The 16531-nt window shown below is 42.2% G+C and carries 18 protein-coding genes and 1 tRNA gene; 6 read left to right on the forward strand and 13 right to left on the reverse strand.

Going from position 1 to position 16531, the window contains the following annotated elements:
- Positions 1-73: 73 nt before the first annotated feature.
- Together IQ13_RS03100 and IQ13_RS03105 are read right to left on the reverse strand one after the other, a co-directional pair.
- Positions 74-874 (reverse strand): DUF4129 domain-containing protein, encoded by an 801-nt coding sequence (locus IQ13_RS03100; RefSeq protein ID WP_144884391.1) that lies wholly within the window; start codon positions 872-874, stop codon positions 74-76.
- A complete protein-coding gene (locus tag IQ13_RS03105) occupies positions 871-1878 on the reverse strand; it encodes a stage II sporulation protein M (protein WP_144884393.1) in 1008 nt (335 codons plus the stop codon). The genes IQ13_RS03100 and IQ13_RS03105 overlap by 4 nt, the downstream gene beginning before the upstream one ends.
- Before the next feature lie 92 nt (positions 1879-1970).
- Between IQ13_RS03105 and IQ13_RS03110 the strand changes: the two genes are divergently transcribed.
- Entirely contained in the window at positions 1971-2753 is a 783-nt protein-coding gene (locus tag IQ13_RS03110; RefSeq protein WP_144884395.1) for an RDD family protein, read from the forward strand.
- Between the two features lie 52 nt (positions 2754-2805).
- Here IQ13_RS03110 and IQ13_RS03115 read toward each other — a convergent pair whose 3' ends face one another.
- The 4 genes from IQ13_RS03115 to proS form a co-directional block, all read right to left on the reverse strand.
- The gene (locus IQ13_RS03115; protein WP_144884397.1) at positions 2806-3153 is read right to left on the reverse strand and encodes a CCC motif membrane protein; all 348 of its coding nucleotides are present in this window, start codon (positions 3151-3153) and stop codon (positions 2806-2808) included.
- Positions 3154-3192: 39 nt separating this feature from the next.
- Entirely contained in the window at positions 3193-3519 is a 327-nt protein-coding gene (locus IQ13_RS03120; protein WP_144884399.1) for a CCC motif membrane protein, read from the reverse strand.
- The gene (locus IQ13_RS21690) at positions 3519-3851 is read right to left on the reverse strand and encodes a DUF2752 domain-containing protein (protein ID WP_144884401.1); all 333 of its coding nucleotides are present in this window, start codon (positions 3849-3851) and stop codon (positions 3519-3521) included. The genes IQ13_RS03120 and IQ13_RS21690 overlap by 1 nt, the downstream gene beginning before the upstream one ends.
- 88 nt (positions 3852-3939) lie before the next feature.
- Positions 3940-5415, reverse strand: coding sequence for a proline--tRNA ligase (gene proS / locus IQ13_RS03130; protein ID WP_144884403.1), 1476 nt, complete (start codon positions 5413-5415; stop codon positions 3940-3942).
- Between the two features lie 155 nt (positions 5416-5570).
- Here proS and IQ13_RS03135 point away from each other — a divergent pair, with 155 nt between their 5' ends.
- Both IQ13_RS03135 and IQ13_RS03140 read left to right on the forward strand, forming a co-directional pair.
- Positions 5571-6356, forward strand: a complete 786-nt coding sequence (locus IQ13_RS03135; RefSeq protein ID WP_144884405.1) for a hypothetical protein — start codon at positions 5571-5573, stop codon at positions 6354-6356.
- A 41-nt stretch (positions 6357-6397) separates the two neighbouring features.
- Positions 6398-7996: an OmpP1/FadL family transporter gene (locus tag IQ13_RS03140; RefSeq protein WP_144884407.1), complete on the forward strand. Its 1599-nt coding sequence runs from the start codon at positions 6398-6400 to the stop codon at positions 7994-7996.
- 30 nt (positions 7997-8026) lie between these two features.
- On the opposite strand, the gene miaA is transcribed toward IQ13_RS03140, so the two are convergent.
- The 4 genes from miaA to IQ13_RS03160 form a co-directional block, all read right to left on the reverse strand.
- Positions 8027-8941 carry a tRNA (adenosine(37)-N6)-dimethylallyltransferase MiaA gene (gene miaA / locus IQ13_RS03145; protein WP_144884408.1) on the reverse strand — a complete coding sequence of 305 codons (915 nt, stop codon included), beginning with the start codon at positions 8939-8941 and terminating at the stop codon, positions 8027-8029.
- A gap of 120 nt (positions 8942-9061) precedes the next feature.
- Complete coding sequence (locus IQ13_RS03150) at positions 9062-9625, reverse strand: IS1096 element passenger TnpR family protein (protein ID WP_144884410.1); 564 nt, start codon at positions 9623-9625, stop codon at positions 9062-9064.
- A gap of 85 nt (positions 9626-9710) precedes the next feature.
- Positions 9711-11132, reverse strand: a complete 1422-nt coding sequence (locus tag IQ13_RS03155; RefSeq protein ID WP_144884412.1) for a CCA tRNA nucleotidyltransferase — start codon at positions 11130-11132, stop codon at positions 9711-9713.
- 59 nt (positions 11133-11191) lie between these two features.
- The gene (locus IQ13_RS03160; RefSeq protein WP_144884414.1) at positions 11192-12346 is read right to left on the reverse strand and encodes a glycosyltransferase family 4 protein; all 1155 of its coding nucleotides are present in this window, start codon (positions 12344-12346) and stop codon (positions 11192-11194) included.
- 326 nt (positions 12347-12672) lie between these two features.
- On the opposite strand from IQ13_RS03160, the gene IQ13_RS03165 reads away from it, so the two are divergent.
- The 3 genes from IQ13_RS03165 (at position 12673) to IQ13_RS03175 (ending at position 14603) form a co-directional block, all read left to right on the forward strand.
- Positions 12673-13479, forward strand: coding sequence for a 2,3,4,5-tetrahydropyridine-2,6-dicarboxylate N-succinyltransferase (locus IQ13_RS03165; RefSeq protein WP_144884416.1), 807 nt, complete (start codon positions 12673-12675; stop codon positions 13477-13479).
- 71 nt (positions 13480-13550) lie between these two features.
- Positions 13551-14462 carry a DMT family transporter gene (locus tag IQ13_RS03170; RefSeq protein ID WP_144884418.1) on the forward strand — a complete coding sequence of 304 codons (912 nt, stop codon included), beginning with the start codon at positions 13551-13553 and terminating at the stop codon, positions 14460-14462.
- Between the two features lie 57 nt (positions 14463-14519).
- Positions 14520-14603 (forward strand) — tRNA-Leu (locus IQ13_RS03175).
- A 215-nt stretch (positions 14604-14818) separates the two neighbouring features.
- On the opposite strand, the gene IQ13_RS03180 is transcribed toward IQ13_RS03175, so the two are convergent.
- From IQ13_RS03180 to IQ13_RS03190, 3 genes are all read right to left on the reverse strand, one after another.
- The gene (locus tag IQ13_RS03180) at positions 14819-15403 is read right to left on the reverse strand and encodes a hypothetical protein (RefSeq protein WP_144884420.1); all 585 of its coding nucleotides are present in this window, start codon (positions 15401-15403) and stop codon (positions 14819-14821) included.
- A 179-nt stretch (positions 15404-15582) separates the two neighbouring features.
- Positions 15583-15972, reverse strand: a complete 390-nt coding sequence (locus tag IQ13_RS03185; protein ID WP_144884422.1) for a hypothetical protein — start codon at positions 15970-15972, stop codon at positions 15583-15585.
- An 11-nt stretch (positions 15973-15983) separates the two neighbouring features.
- Positions 15984-16508: a hypothetical protein gene (locus IQ13_RS03190; protein WP_144884424.1), complete on the reverse strand. Its 525-nt coding sequence runs from the start codon at positions 16506-16508 to the stop codon at positions 15984-15986.
- Between the last annotated feature and the right edge of the window lie 23 nt (positions 16509-16531).

Raw genomic sequence — 16531 nt, forward strand, 5'->3', positions numbered from 1 at the left:
ACTTTGCTTTTGCTACCGCAGGATGCAAAAGCAAAAAGTGCTGAAAGAATGAAACAATATCGTAGCAGTTTTGTCAAAGTTGTTTCACTGATTGATTGAATAAGTCAAAATCGTTTTTCACCTGTTGATAAACCATGGCATCAATGGCAAAATCGCCATACCATGCATATTCATAGTGCAGCGTAACTCTTGAAAAAGCATTCCTCAACTGTGGTTTTGCAAGTTCCCGTACATATTGATAGTTGGTTTTATCGGGCGACAGATGCAACCAGTTGCGTTGACTAAGCCCGTTTAATGTTTGCAGGTATAAATAACGAATAGCCAAACGGTAATTCTGTTCCTGAACAGCCTGCTTTAATTGCTGATCGATATAAGCCTCGTCGGTCAACTGTTCTTCTTCTATTTCTACCGATTTGTTTTTTGTAGGCGAAGTAAACAAGCCTTTATCGCTTAAGAATACACGGTATAACACAAACAGTACTGCTGCAATGATGATTCCCCAAAGCAGCACCTGGAATATGCCTCCGATATCAACAGAGGTTGTGGTTGAAGTGCTTTCTGTTATTTCCTTCTGCTGTTTGTTTAATTCGTCCTGCCGTATTTTTAATAAACTGTCTAAGTTATTGGTGTAGCTGAAATCTTTTTGCCTGCGCAGGTGGTTAATGCTGTCGTTTGGATAATACCATTGCTGAAACAACAACGTTGTGTCGTACGTTTTTGTATCATCGGCCGACTCCTCATAATCTTCATCTTCAACAACCATCGTTGTGTCAGCAACCGGAGCCTGCACCATAACAGTATCATTCTCCTGTGCAACTGCGTTAACAGCAAACAGAACGAAGAATAACAACAGTAAATACAAAGGATATCTCATGCGTTTATTTTTTCTGCAAAGGCCGGATTGTTCTGCAATTTTCTTTCTAAACGGATGGGATAAATAACAAAATACCAGATGATGAACAGCAACGAAACTGCCAGTATGCTGATGCTTGCAGCAACAGGTAAGGATGTGTTGGTTGTTTTATCAAAAGCATTCGAACTTAAACGTGTAATATAACTTTCGAGGAAAGCAGCAAGAATAGTGATGGGCACAAGGCTAACACAAATCTTCATCGCATCTTTTACACCCCGTTTAAACGAAACCCAACGGGAGTAAGTACCGGGAAAAATGATGCTTGCTCCTAAAATAAAACCGGCGCATGCTTCAATGATCATCCCCGAAATTTCAAGTGTGCCGTGTATCCAGATAACCAGTACACTTTGCCAGCCCAGTCCTTTTGCAAAAAACATATACTGGAAACTGCCGACCATGATGCTGTTTTGAAAAAAGAAATACAACGTACCAAAGCCGAACATGATGCCGCTTACAACAATGAGGAAACCAACTTTGATATTGTTGAACGCAATGCGTACCCACATAGAAAACCGGCTTTCATCGCTGTACACACCAAAAGGATCGCCTTTTTCAATATTCTCCTCCGTCATGGCAACATAGTTCTCACCTAACACACCTTTTACAAAGCCATCATCTTTCATTGATGAAAGCACAGCTATTGAACACAATAGCAGAAACAACAGGAACGTATACAGAAATGTTTTGTGGTACTTGCGGAACATCAGCGGCAGTTCATAACGCCAAAAAGTGATTAAACGGGAAAACCGTTGTTTCTTATTCTGGTAAATGGTTTGATAGATACTTACAGCCAAACTGTTGATCCATTGTGTAACCTTACTGTGCGGATAAAATGTTTTGGCATAACTCAAATCGTCGAGCAGGGTAATAAACCTGTCGGCCATCTGATCAGGGTCTTCGGTTTGCAGATACTGGTATTCGTTCCATTTCTGCGCATTTTTTTTAATAAAGAGTGCTTCTCTCATGGTGAGTCGGGAATTGAAAATAGCAAGTAATTTTTAATTACGGCCATCTGTGCAATAAATTATTCCTTTATTTTACAAGCATAAACAGTTCTATGCCCAACGTACAAATCAGTACACCGTTTAATATAGCGCTCGACTTTGAAATAGCACCCTTTTTCAAACGGCTTGTTGCCAGTTTGCTCGATCTTACGTTGATGGTAGTATACGCATCGCTCATGCGTTTTCTGTTGTACGATCTGTTATTGCTCAGTGGCGAAAAAGCAACCGGCATCGATATCCTGGCTGTATCCATTCCCCTGCTGTTGTATCATTTGGTTTTTGAAATTCTGTTTCACGGACAAAGTCTTGGTAAGATGGCCATGGGTATTCGGGTTATGAGTTTGGATGGCGGCGATCCTGCCATCAGTCAATATTTACTACGTTGGTTCTTCAGGGTGTGGGAGTGGCCATTGGTCTTTGCATTTGTGTTGCCGGGTTTGTTAATCCTTTACCAGATTATTATCGTTTGTGTATTCGGAATTGTTGTGGTGATTATTGTTGCTGTAACAAAAAACAATCAGCGGCTTGGCGATCTTGCTGCCAATACTGCTGTTGTAAGTACACGCATCAACCGTTCCATACACGATACGGTGTTTATGGAAATTAACCAGAAAGATTACAAGGTATTGTTTCCGCAGGTATTAAAACTAAGCGACAGAGATATTAATACCATCAAAACCGTTTTAAACGATTCGTACAAACGGGGCAATTTTGAAACAGCTCATCGTATTGCCGGACGTATAAAGTCTGTTCTGCAAATAGAAAGCGATCTGGAAGTGGATGCGTTTCTCGAACGGATGATTGCCGATTACAATTACCTCGCAACAAAAGAATAAAACATAAAGCCGCTTCGGTTGAAGCGGCTTTGTTATATAAGGAAGACGTTGATTACTTTCCTTGCAATTCCTGCATACGGCGCATCATTTCATCCGGATTGCGCATGGCTTCAATACCGAAAGTGGCGATCATTACAATAATCAGAATAAGGTACAATGCCGAAAGACTTAAACCGATAATACCGCAAACCCGGCCTGCGTTTAAGTTCTTTAAACTGGAAGCAGTATACAGTTCGGGTTCTGCCGCAAAAAGCTTTTTGTCTTTTGCAGCTAAAACAATGGCTACAATGCCGAGAATAATGCCCAGGCCATAAAAGCAGCAGGCTACAATGGAGAGAATACCTAAAACCAACACAATTGTGGCGTTGGGTAAAGGACGTTGCTGTTGAAATTGATCCATGATAAAGTTGGTTTTGATGAGTGGAATTGTTTGCTGTGATTAATTGAATCCGCCGGCGGCACCGGCAGCTGTAACAAGGAATACAATAAATACAACGTACACCAGTAAGCCGATCAGTTGTAGTGCAATACCAATGATAGCGCAAATACGACCAGTTTTAATGTTGCTGTACGACTGTGAAGTGTATGCACCTGGGTTTGCCCGGTACAAGGCTATGTCTTTATTTGCCAGTACCAGTGCAATGATGCCGGTAATAAAGCAAATAACAATAGATAGAATGCCCAACACCAATACAGCTGTAGCGTTTGGTAGGGGTTGTTGCGATTGTTGACTGGATAAGTAATCCTGTTGTTGATTTTGTTCCATTAATGCAGTATTTGGTTTGTTAGTACTTTGTAAATATAATGTACCACAATAATTACTGCACAAAAAATATAGCCTGCTGTAAGTATCCGGGCTCCGTTTTTAAACCGGACAAACAAGTGCACTACGAGGAACAGGAGAAGGAAAAATATAGGGATTGCTGCCGGGTACAAGCGTAAGCTTTCAGCAACATTTCCTTTTAGCAAAGCAATATAACTGCGTTGTAAACCACAACCCGGGCAATCGATATGCAGCAACTTCCTGCTTGGACAGGTGAGCAAATGCTTTTCCAGCCATAAAACGATATCGGCAAATACGCTCAGCAACAGTTGCATACTCCAAACATACACGCCCTGCTCCTGTTTACAAAATAAAAGGCCGGTGTAACACCGGCCTTGAAAATATGCGTTATGCTGTACAGGTTTAATAAGCTAATGCAAACAAGACTCTTTCTTTCGACGGTTTGCCTGTAAGCACACACTTGCCTTCTTCCTGTTCGTTGTTTAACGGAATGCAGCGGATGGTTGCTTTGGTTTTTGTTTTGATCTCTTCTTCTGTTTCTGCTGTTCCATCCCAATGAGCTGATACAAAACCGCCTTTGGTTTCAAGTGCTTCAACAAATTCTTCCCAAGTATCAACTTTGGTAATGTGGCTGTCACGGTAAGCCTTTGCTTTGTTAAACATGTTCTGCTGAATATCGCTGAGCAGTTGATGAATATGCTGTGCCAAACCATCCATGCTTAGGGTAGCTTTTGTTTTTTCATCCCGGCGTGCAACTTCGGCTGTACCATTCTCCAAATCACGACCGCCAATAGCAATACGTACAGGCACACCTTTTAATTCATGCTCGGCAAACTTCCAGCCCGGTCTTGCATTGTCGCTGTTGTCATACTTTACCCGAACACCCAAAGCTTTCAATTCGCTCATCAGCACATTTACTTTTTCTGTAATGGCGTTCAATTGTTCTTCTCCTTTATGAATGGGAACAATCACCACCTGCAACGGCGCAATTTTTGGAGGAAGGATCAAACCCTGGTCATCGCTGTGCGCCATCACCAAACCACCAATGAGGCGTGTACTTACACCCCAGCTGGTAGCCCAAACGTATTCGAGTTCGTTTTCTTTATTACTGAATTTTACATCAAACGCCTTAGCAAAATTCTGTCCGAGGAAATGCGAAGTTCCTGCCTGCAATGCTTTACCATCCTGCATCAACGCTTCAATGCAATAGGTATCTTCTGCACCCGCAAAACGTTCGTTGGCTGTTTTTACACCTTTAATAACCGGCACCGCCATCCATTCTTCTGCAAACTGGGCATATACATCCAGCATTTTCCTGGTTTCTTCAACAGCTTCCTGGGCAGTTGCATGCGCTGTATGACCCTCTTGCCAAAGGAACTCCGCCGTACGCAGAAACAAACGTGTACGCATTTCCCAACGAACCACGTTGGCCCATTGGTTTACCAGAATTGGCAAATCACGGTACGACTGGATCCAGTCTTTGTACGTATTCCAGATTATTGTTTCAGACGTTGGACGAACGATGAGTTCTTCTTCAAGTTTTGCTTCAGGATCAACTACCACACCGCCACCATTCGGATCGTTCTTTAAACGATAATGGGTAACCACCGCACATTCTTTGGCAAAGCCTTCCACGTGTGCTGCTTCTTTACTCAGGAAGCTTTTGGGAATAAACAAGGGAAAGTAAGCATTAACATGGCCGGTTTCTTTAAACATCCTGTCCAATTGATCTCGCATGTTTTCCCATAGGGCAAAGCCATACGGTTTAATCACCATACAGCCACGTACGGCTGAGTAGTCTGCCAGTCCGCCTTTCAAAATAAGATCGTTGTACCATTGCGAATAATCCTGCTCACGAGATGTAATTGCCGCTGCCATTGTTGAAAATCCTTTATAAAAGTTTACAGTTAGTTGAACAAGCCCTGAACACGAAAAATGCGCCATGGCTTGCTATTTGTTAAAATATTAAATGACCCATCCAAGGAGTTGCAAAAGTAGTAACTTCACAGTACAAACCTCAAATTCAAAACATCATGGTAACCAGAATTTTACTCGTTGGTTTGATAACAGCAGGGCTGACCTCCTGCGCCACCTATCGTACAGGACAAACTCCTGATGACGTTTATTATTCACCCGAGCGACCAAGGGAAGAATACGTACAGATCAATCGTGATGAAGATGATCGCTACTCGTACAACGACCGTAATTTAGACGACCGTCGTTTGCGTCAGCAGATCCGTGATCCCCGTTTCCGTTTTGATGATGATATTTACTGGAATACGCCACGCTATAACAGCTGGGGCTGGAATACATGGAATAATCCTTACAACACCTGGGGTTGGAACAGCTGGAACAGTCCTTACAATTCATGGGCATGGAACAGTGGCTGGAATACCGGTTTCTACAACAAATGGAGTTCTCCTTACATCTGCATACCCGGCGGAAATAACCTGATTGTAATTGCAGGCCCCGGTGCTCCCAAATACAGCACAGGTATCCGTTACTCTGCTCCTATTCAGCGTTTCCCTAATTCCGGAACAAACTTTACGTACGGTAAACCAACCGGCAACGGTTCGGGCAGCCGTTACTTCGGTAACAATACCAACAGTACAAGAAACAGTTATTTTGGCGGAAACAATAACAACAGCAATTGGAGCAGCGAAAGAACTTCAAGCAGCCGTTCATGGGGATCAAGCAACAACAACAGCTCCTCTGGCAGCAGCAGCAGAAGCTTTAGTTCGGGCTCATCATCATCTGGCAGCAGTTCTTCTTCATCTGGCAGCTCTAGTGGAAGCTCAGCCGGAGGACGCCGTAACTAAATACAGGTTCACAAGACGATACCAGGAATTAAACAATGAATATGAAAAGAATTTTCATAACAGGGATAGCCGTATGCCTTCTGCAAAGCACATATGCCCAGGACGTTTTTGATGCGTTACGCTACTCTTACCCGATCAGTTCAGGAACGGCCCGTACCCAGGCTATTGGTGGAGCGAATATTTCGCTTGGTGGTGATATCAGTTCTACTTTTATTAACCCTGCAGGTATTGCTCAGTTTAAAACCAATGAACTGGTGCTTTCACCCGGTTTTAATTTCAACAGATATAAGATCAATTATAACGACACTACTACTAAAGGCAATAAAAGTAAATTGAATGGTGGTACCAGTGGTGTAATATTTAGCTTTGGCGGAGGAAGATACGGGCGTTCAAGAAACAACACTACCCTTGCACTGGCAGTTAATCAAACAGCCAACTTCAATACCCGCTTTTCTTATGGCGGACGCAATTTAAACAGTTCATACACTGAAAAGTGGTTAGAAGAAATCAAATACAGTAATGTAACAACAATTGATGGTGTTCGCAGCAGTTTCCCTTTGGGTGCAAGCCAGGCTTACGAATCGTATCTCATCGATATTGTGAATACACCTAACGGCGATGAATTGATTACCAATGCAGACATCAGCAAAAACATCACCCAGCATTTCGCTTACGAATCAAAAGGTGGTATGACAGAGGCTGCTCTTGCTCTTGCATGGAACAGTAACGACAAAGTACTTTATGGTTTTACCATTGGTATTCCCATTGTTCAGTACGACAGGCAAACGGTTGTAACAGAAAAAGACGGTACCGGTAACACTGATAACGATTTTGAAAGTTTTACGTTTACCGAAAACCTGGCTACCCGTGGAGGCGGTATTAATGCCAAGCTGGGTATATTGTTTAAACCTGTGGAGTATTTCCGCATTGGTTTAACTTTTCACAGCCCTTCTGTAATGGCGCTTACCGATTATGCGAATGCAACCATCACAAGTAATATCGAAAACTATTCACGCAGGTTGAACAACGATCCCAGCAAACCTACTTCTTATACTTATAGTACAAAAGATGTGAATGAACTTACTGGCGGTGGCAATGAAAACAGGTATTCGTACCAACTGGTTACACCTTGGCGTGCGGGTTTAGGCTTGTCGTATGTATTTCGTGAAATAAGTGATGTAACAAAACAAAAAGCATTTATTACCGGTGATGTTGAAGTAATCAACTACAAAGCCATGAATTACAGCAGCAGCTCAGGCAACGATGTTAGTGAGACCAATTACTTTAAAGGATTGAACAGCTCAATTGATGAAATGTACAAAATGGCGATTAATGCACGTATAGGTGGAGAGTTGAAGTTTAAAACATTGATGGTGCGTGCCGGTTTTAACTTTATGGGCAGCCCTTATAAACGTAATTTTCTGAATGATGTATTTGGAGAAGATTTGCCTGGCTGGAGAATGACGCCAAGTCTTGGTCTTGGTTACAGAGACAGAGGTATCTTTTTCGATTTAACTTATGCGCAAGCCTTTGGCAGAGATTTTCATGTGCCTTATACTTTGCAGGATGCATCATACCCGTTTGCAAAGAATAAAATCTCAAACGGACAGGTTGTTGCAACTGTTGGGTTTAAGTTCTGAGGAAAATAAATGATCATAAAAAAAGAGCTTTCAATTCGAAAGCTCTTTTTTTATGAGATCAATGTATGCAATGATTGCTGTTTTGTCTGCAGGATGAAACCATTTCATCGCTGCATCCCGTTTAAACCAGGTAAGCTGTCGTTTGGCATAATGCCTGCTGTTCTGTTTTATTTTTTCGATGGCCTGTTCTAAAGAAATTTTTCCGTCGAAATAATCAAACAACTCTCTGTAGCCAACCGTTTGCAATGCATTTAAGTTTCGTTGCGGGTAAACAGCTTTTGCTTCTTCGAGCAGGCCTTCTTTCATCATCAGGTCTACACGCAGGTTGATGCGTGCATATAATTCTTCTCTCGGAAGCTCTAATCCTATCTTAATTACATTAAATGGTCGTTGCTGCTTTGCTCCTTTTCTGAATGTGATGATCGATTTGCCACTTGCCATAACAACTTCCAATGCTCGCAACATCCGTTGCGGATTGTGCATTTCGCCCTGTTCTGCAAACAATGGATCGTGCAGCTGCAGTTCTTGCTGCAGCCATGCCATTCCTTTTTGCTGATAGTTTTGTTGCAGCTGCGTACGTAACGCATCAGGAACATCCGGAATATGATCCATGCCTTCGCAAAAAGCTTTGATGTATAAGCCTGTGCCACCTACCATTACTGCCATATCATTGCTTGCAAATAGTTCATCAGCCGCCTTCAACGCATATTGCTCGTAGGAAGCTGCTGTTACTTCTTCTGCAATGGAATGCGAGTTGATGAAATAATGCTTTACAGCCTGTAATTCGTCAACAGAAGGTTTGGCTACGCCAATGGTAATTTCTTTGTAACACTGTCTGGAATCGGCGGAGATAATGCTGCTGTTGAAATGTTGCGCCAGCTCAATAGCTAGTGCTGTTTTGCCAACTGCTGTTGGGCCTGCAATAAGAATAACTGTTTTGTGCATGGGTTTGATGAGTTTGTACAGAACTCAACAGGTGCCGTATGTCCCGAAGAACGTTTGACACATTATTTAAACAAATGAAAATCGTAGATGGATCTCCGTCAGACGAGGACGTCAGACGGATTAAAATGCAGTATCGTCTTCCTCTGTGGTTGTATCTTCCTCCTCCGCTCCTTCACTTTCTTCGCCTTCTTCACCAAAGCCTTCACCTACTGCACTCAAATCGTATTTCTCTTCCATTTCGGCCAGCTTATCGCCTACCAAACCTTTGGTACCATACTGACTTGGAGCAATGCCTTCGCTGCGAACAACACAGGGATAGGTAAGCTTTGGATTTTCTTCCTTACTTACATTGATCAGTTCTACAAGAAAAGTCCAGTTTTTATTGAAATCGTAAATGTAAATGAACTTCTGGTTGGGCTCACGGATTTCGGTACCAACTGCAGTTTCTTCCATCAGCAAAGGTTCTGCCTTGTAGTTTTTCTCGTACTTCTCAAGCGTTATTTCACGACCCTTTTGCCAGAGATCGTTACTACGATGAAAAGTAGCTTTATGCTTATTATCGAATTCGTATGCCTTGAGAATAATCTCGTGCAGTTCTTTAAAATTCTGCGTGTGTTTAATAGCAACATCACGGTAAATGGCATCATCTTCTTCCCAATAAATTCTGAATCGTAAAACAGCCATAACGCAATTTGAAAATGAAGGAATTTGAAAATTTGAAAATGGAATGCAAACAGTTCCGCATCAAAAGTCTGTTACAAATGTAAATTTATTCATTCACAGGAACAAGATTTACTTCCCTTGCCTTTTGCAGCATGAACGCATATGCAGCTTCGTAGGTGTTTTCAATTGCTCCATCCAGAATAGCATCTTTAATGGCCGTTTTTAAATCGCCCACGATGCGTGATGGCGGCACATTGAAGGTTTGCATAATCAATTCGCCGGTAATGGGTGGTTGCCAGGTACGGATATGATCTTTTTCTTCTACCTCTTTGCAGCGCTGGCGAACCAGTTCAAAGTTTTGCAGGTAGCGTTGTACCTTCTGTTGATTTTTAGAAGTAATATCGGCGTTGCACAAGGTCATTAATGCATCAAAGTCTTCACCTGCATCAAACAACAAACGGCGTATGGCGCTGTCCGTTATATTTTCTTTGGTGAGGCTGATGGGACGCAAATGCAGTTCTACCAACTTCTTCACAAACTTCATTTTTTCATTCGCAGGTAGTTTCAGCTGCGCAAAAATTTTCGGCACCATTCTGCCGCCCACTACTTCATGTCCATGAAATGTCCAGCCATGTCCTTTTTCAAAACGCTTGGTGGCAGGCTTGGCAATATCGTGCAGGATAGCGGCCCAACGCAACCACAGATCGTTTGTGTTTTCGGAAATGTTATCTAATACCTGTAAAGTGTGATAGAAATTGTCTTTGTGCCCTTTGCCATCAATGTATTCTGCTCCGGCAAGATCAACCATTTGTGGAAAGAATAATTTCAGTAAACCGCTTTTGTACAAAAGATCGAAACCAACAGATGGCTTTTTACTCAACACAATTTTATTGAGTTCATCTGCAATACGTTCTTTTGAAATGATATGCAGACGATGTGCATTTTCCATAATACCCAGCCATGTTTCTGGTACAATGCTGAAATTTAATTGCGACGCAAAACGAATGGCTCGCATCATCCGCAAAGGATCGTCGCTAAAGGTTGTGCCTGGCTCTAATGGTGTACGAATAAGTTGCAACTTCAGATCTTCTACTCCATTAAACGGATCGACCAGTGTGCCAAAATCTTCTTTGTTTAAACTGATAGCAAGGGCGTTGATGGTAAAATCTCTGCGTCGCTGATCATCTTCCAATGTGCCGGGCTCTACTTCGGGTTTGCGTGAATGTGCTGCATAACTTTCTTTGCGTGCGCCAACAAACTCAACTTCAAATCCATCTACTTTAATATTCGCTGTACCAAAGGTTTTAAAAACGGCTACCTGTGGTTGCGGCTGAAATTTCTCGGCCACAGCATGTGCCAGCGCAATACCATCACCTACACACACAAAGTCAAGATCTTTACAAGGACGTTGCAATAACTTATCCCGCACAAAACCACCAACAAGGTAACAGGGCAATTGTAACTGTTGTGCACAACTGCCAATCAATTTTAATAATGCTAATTCCTTATCGGTACAATCAATCATCATAAGCTGCAAAAGTAAGAAAGAGAGAACAAGTACAAGAACGGGGTTTGAAGTAAGATAAGTTAGAATAGTTTATTGTACACTTCCATTACTTTCGCTGCTGTTGCGTTGTTGGTAAAACGTTGTGCATGTTGCCATCCTTTTTCAACCTGTTGTGCTGCAAATGCAGGATCATTTAAAATACGTTTCATCTGGGTAGCAATTTCTTCAGGACTCGTTGGATCAACATAAAACGCACCCTCGCCTCCTGCTTCGGGTAAACAGGAAACATTAGAAGTAATTACCGGAATACGGCTCCACAATGCTTCCAGCACCGGGATGCCAAAACCTTCAAACACGCTTGGATAAATCATGGCAGTTGCCATTTGATAAATAGCCGGAAAGTCTTCTGCAGATTGAAAGCCCGGCGAGTACTTTGCAGTTTTTGTATCGGAAAGAAAAATGATCTTGTCGTCGAGTTTGTTCAACGTTACAAAGTCTTTTACTTTTTGCTTGTAATCGCCACCATTGCCAATAACAACTAATGGCAACGGATTTTCATTACCCATTAAGAGGATTGCTTTGCAAAGATTCAGCAGGTTCTTCCGTTCAATAATAGAGCCAACGTACAGGAAATAGTGTTCGGGCAATTGGTAATGCTGGCGAATACGTTCTTTAAAATCTGTTGAATGTGTTTCACCAAATGCGGGGTTGCAACTTTGGTAACATACATCAATTTTATCGGCCGGTGTTTGGTAAAAAGCAATGAGATCACTTTTTGTTTGTTCACTGATGGCGATGATGCGATCTGCATGTTCGCAGGCATACCTGAACTTCTTCGTGTATATTTTCCGGTCGATGGCTTTGTACTGTTCGGGGTAACGTTCATGAATTAAATCGTGCATGGTTACCACCGATTTAATGCCGGTGCGTTTAATGTCCACAGGTATTTCATGACTGAGCCCGTGGTAGAGATCGATCTTTAATCGTTTCAGATCCGACTTCACCAAATTGCTGCGCCACAGCGACGATAATTTTTTACTAATGAATGTATGCGGCTGTACTTCCTGCACGTTCGTCAACGCATCAAAGAAAAACAGGCTGGAGGGTTTGGGATTGAACAGGAAATATTGATGCTGCGGAAAACCGGTTGCCAGCGAACGAATCAATGTGCGACTGTAATGGCCTAAGCCCGTTTGATTGTGGTATGCCCGTTTTGCGTCGAAACCGATATTCATGGCGCAAATATAAGTCGGGAGTGGTCAATGCTGAATGGTGAGTTGTGCATGGCTTCTCGAAGTTTTGAATTGTATGCTAATTGGCAAAGTACCTATCCCTCCTCGGAGGGGCGGCAGCAAGTTAAACATAGGCAACGATTGCAGGGGTGGGTTCCTGATGAGTAGTATTCCCGAACGTACAAGAGCTTGCGTGGCAACAGGCGATGCTATGAAAAACCGTTGTTGGTATCAAAATATTACCTACAAATGAGTTGATAATTTTAAATGCATCCATTGACCATTCACAATTCACTATTGACTATTTTCGCAGCAAATTTGAAATAACAATGAAAGATTTGATTCTTGAAGCATGGAGTAACCGTGAACTTTTGAAGGATAATAAGTACAGCGATGCTGTTCGTGCGGTGATTGAAGAAGTGGATAAAGGCCGTTTACGTACGGCTGAACCTGTAGCCGATGGCTGGCAGGTAAACGAGTGGGTGAAGCAGGCCATCCTGATGTACTTTGGTATTCAGCAAATGCAGACATGGGATGTGGAGCCGTTTGAGTTTTACGACAAAATGCTGTTGAAGAAAAATTACAAAGATCTTGGTGTGCGTGCTGTGCCACATGCCGTAGCCCGTTATGGTGCATACCTGGCAAAGAACGTGGTATTAATGCCAAGTTATGTAAATATTGGTGCGTATGTTGATGAAGGTACCATGGTTGATACATGGGCCACTGTTGGTAGCTGTGCACAAATTGGTAAAGGCGTACACCTGAGCGGTGGTGTTGGTATTGGTGGTGTACTGGAACCTTTGCAGGCAAGCCCGGTAATTATTGAAGATGGTGTGTTTGTTGGCAGCCGCTGTATTGTGGTAGAAGGTGTACGTGTTGAGAAAGAAGCGGTACTCGGTGCAAACGTAGTGCTGACACAATCAACAAAAATTATTGATGTAAGCGGACCTGAACCCATTGAAATGAAAGGCCGAGTTCCTGCACGTAGTGTTGTGATACCAGGTTCTTATACCAAGAAATTCCCTGCAGGTGAGTACGGTGTGGGTTGTGCATTGATCATTGGTCAACGTAAACCAAGCACCGATTTAAAAACCAGCCTGAACGATGCGCTGCGTGATTTTAATGTAAGTGTTTAATACAGGTAGTTGTTTATGATCATATTCAAAAGTCCTGTTGTACATCAACAGGACTTTTTTTATTCAAGTATATGCCTAAGAAATATTCCTTATCGTTTATTGGTTTTGTGCTGACGTTTGTTGGCTCCATCATGTTTTCTACCAAAGCCATTATTGTAAAAAAAGCATTTGCCAATATTGAAATTGATGCCTTGTCGCTGCTTACGCTACGGATGTTGTTTGCGTTGCCTTTTTATATAGTGGTACTTTTTGTTAGCAAACAAAGAAATGCCGCATTACGTGTAAAGCAATGGCTGCAGCTGATTGCAGTTGGGTTGCTTGGTTATTATGTAAGTAGTTATCTCGATTTTGAAGGACTCCGTTATATATCGGCAGGATTGGAACGCTTGATTCTTTTCCTGTATCCCAGCTTTGTAGTGTTGATTAATGCGTTTGTGTTTCGTCAGCACATTCAAAAGAACCAACGGATAGCACTGTTGCTTACATACAGTGGCATTGGCTTGGCCTATGCAGGAGAATTTAATTTATACCATCTCGAACCCGGCTTTTTCATAGGAGGGTTGCTGATCTTTCTTTGTTCGATTACCTATGCCTTTTATATTGTTGGCAGCGGCCGTTTGATTCCATTAACCGGTGCAACCAAGTTTACATCGTACGCCATGCTTGCAGCAACGGCAGGAATTTTTATTCATTTTTTGCTGAAGCATGAAGCTTCTGCGATTGTTACCGTAGCAAAAGAGCATTGGGAGTATGGTTTGCTGCTGGGTATTATTGCCACTGTTCTGCCCTCCTATTTAATTGCGGGTGGTACCAAGCGCATTGGCAGTAACAACGTCGCCATTATTTCCAGTATCGGGCCGGTATCAACCATTTTACAGGCATGGTGGTTTTTGGGCGAAACAATTCACTGGTCGCAACTGGCAGGTACGGTACTGGTTATTGGCGGCATCCTGATACTGGGTTTAAAAAAGCAATCGGCCTGAAGAATGATTTTTAATTTTTTACTTTCCTGAATCCCTTTTACATTTGCACCCCTGAATGCCCAGATGGCGAAATTGGTAGACGCACTGTGTTCAGGTCGCAGCGTCCGCAAGGATGTGCTGGTTCGAATCCAGTTCTGGGCACAAAATTTAACGAGCAGGCGATTCTTTTAAGGATCGCCTTTTTTTTGGTTGTCTCTTCTTAGCAGTCTCCCACTTTCATCGTACATCAATTTGCAGAAAACTGCGATACAGTTATTAGGCTTTTCACAACAATCTCAACAAACAGCGTAAAATACAAAGGCCCGGAATAGCTCCGGGCCTTACCCCCATAAACCACTAAACAACAAAACAGTGTACTATTTCATTGCACAGAAATAGCTCACTCTGCCTTCCATATCACATTTCAGTACAATGCGTTTATTATCTTTTGAGAGTTCAACAAAGTAATTATCTGCATCTTCAAAAGAATGTCCGAACAGGATCATGTCTGTTTGATTTTCCTGGTTATCGTCAAATAGAATAACCGCTTCTTTTGTATAGTCTTTGTATTTGGTATTGATCAATGACTGCGCCTGAAGCGGTAAATCTGTGAATGCTTTCCTGCTTGTTATGCCAATTAGTTTACTTTCAGGATCATAAAAAGCGGATTGCTTTACTCCGTCGTTTACAAATTCCGCTACATCAAAATCGCCTTCCCGTCTCCAGGCAATAGCTGTGGTGTTTCCAAAGTCTTTAGCGAATTGTTCTTTCGACGAATAGGCAACCTCATTATCCTGTTGCTTTCGTAAGGCAGCTTTCTCTTCTTTCATTTCATGTCGGATGCTCTTCTCCTGTGCATGCAGTTGTTTTTGATCTGCTTTTAATACTGCTATGTTGTTTTGTGCATGGCTGCTTATTCCAACAAGTAAAATTGCTGCGGTGATTGTAATTGACTTTTTCATTTTCTTTTTTTTGATGAATGAATTGATAGCAACTGTTCTCAGCCTGATTTTGTTTTACCGGCCTGGTATCTGTTCTCTTTAACGCCAACCCCATTTGTTCACAAGCGATACCGGCGTTACCGGTTTGCTGCACAACACTCCGCACTTCATGATGCGGAGCGTTGCAACAGCATATTGCATTAACTATGCTTTTTATTTTCTTTATACCTTTTGTCGGGTGTACCGTCTTTTTTTGCATGCTGCAAAGCGGTATGGCCTGCCATGTTACTGTTTGCTTTTGTTTGCATGGTTGTTGACGAACTTGTTTTTTTTACTGCGGTGTTTGTGTTTTTTGCCGCTGCAGTGGAAGTTGTTATCGGCTGCTTTCTCTCTTCTTTTTTAACGGTTGCTGTAACAACAGGCTTTTGCGTAGCAACGGCGGCAGACGATTGTGTTTGTTTTTTGGATGCTGCAGTTTTAGTGAGCTGCATTTTTGCATCTTTAGTTTTTGACTGATTAGTTGTTGTTTGTGCAACCGCAGCTGCACTGATACCCAACAGGGTAATTGCTGCAAGAATTAACTTTTTCATTTTTTTAAATTTTAGTTGAACATATATGATTGATAAAACTTCTCTTCAGTTTCATTAGTAAACATTGGCAGATTGAATTTAACTTCAGATTCGCCAAGCCAAACATCGTAGAGGTAGCCCGTAATTCGCCAATCGTTCCGATGTGCCTTGTTCTTGCTGCCGGGTTTACTAAGCAGCATCACACCGGTGCAACAACTCGTCAGTCCGTTTTTTGTGATGTTGCCTTCTACTGCTATCACAAGCCCGGCCGGAGAAAGTCTATTCAACTGTACGGGACTTGTACAATCCATCTGTGCATCAATAACCACCCAATCTGCATAACCATTATGCGAACCTGCTTCCTTTTGTTTTACACCGCTGTTGATGTATGTTCTGCAACCCTTCAAACTAAACCGTCCGGTTTCGAAATCAATCAACACATCCAGCAAGGGCAAGTGCTCCTGAAACAAAATGCCTGCTGCTTTCCAACCGGCTGTTACTGAAATTGCCGCAGGAACAGTACATGCATAAGAGTAAAGTGTTGTTTGCTGATTCATGTAATTTGCGTTTTGTTGATATA

The sequence above is a fragment of the Lacibacter cauensis genome (assembly GCF_007830055.1).
GTDB classification, from domain to species: domain Bacteria; phylum Bacteroidota; class Bacteroidia; order Chitinophagales; family Chitinophagaceae; genus Lacibacter; species Lacibacter cauensis.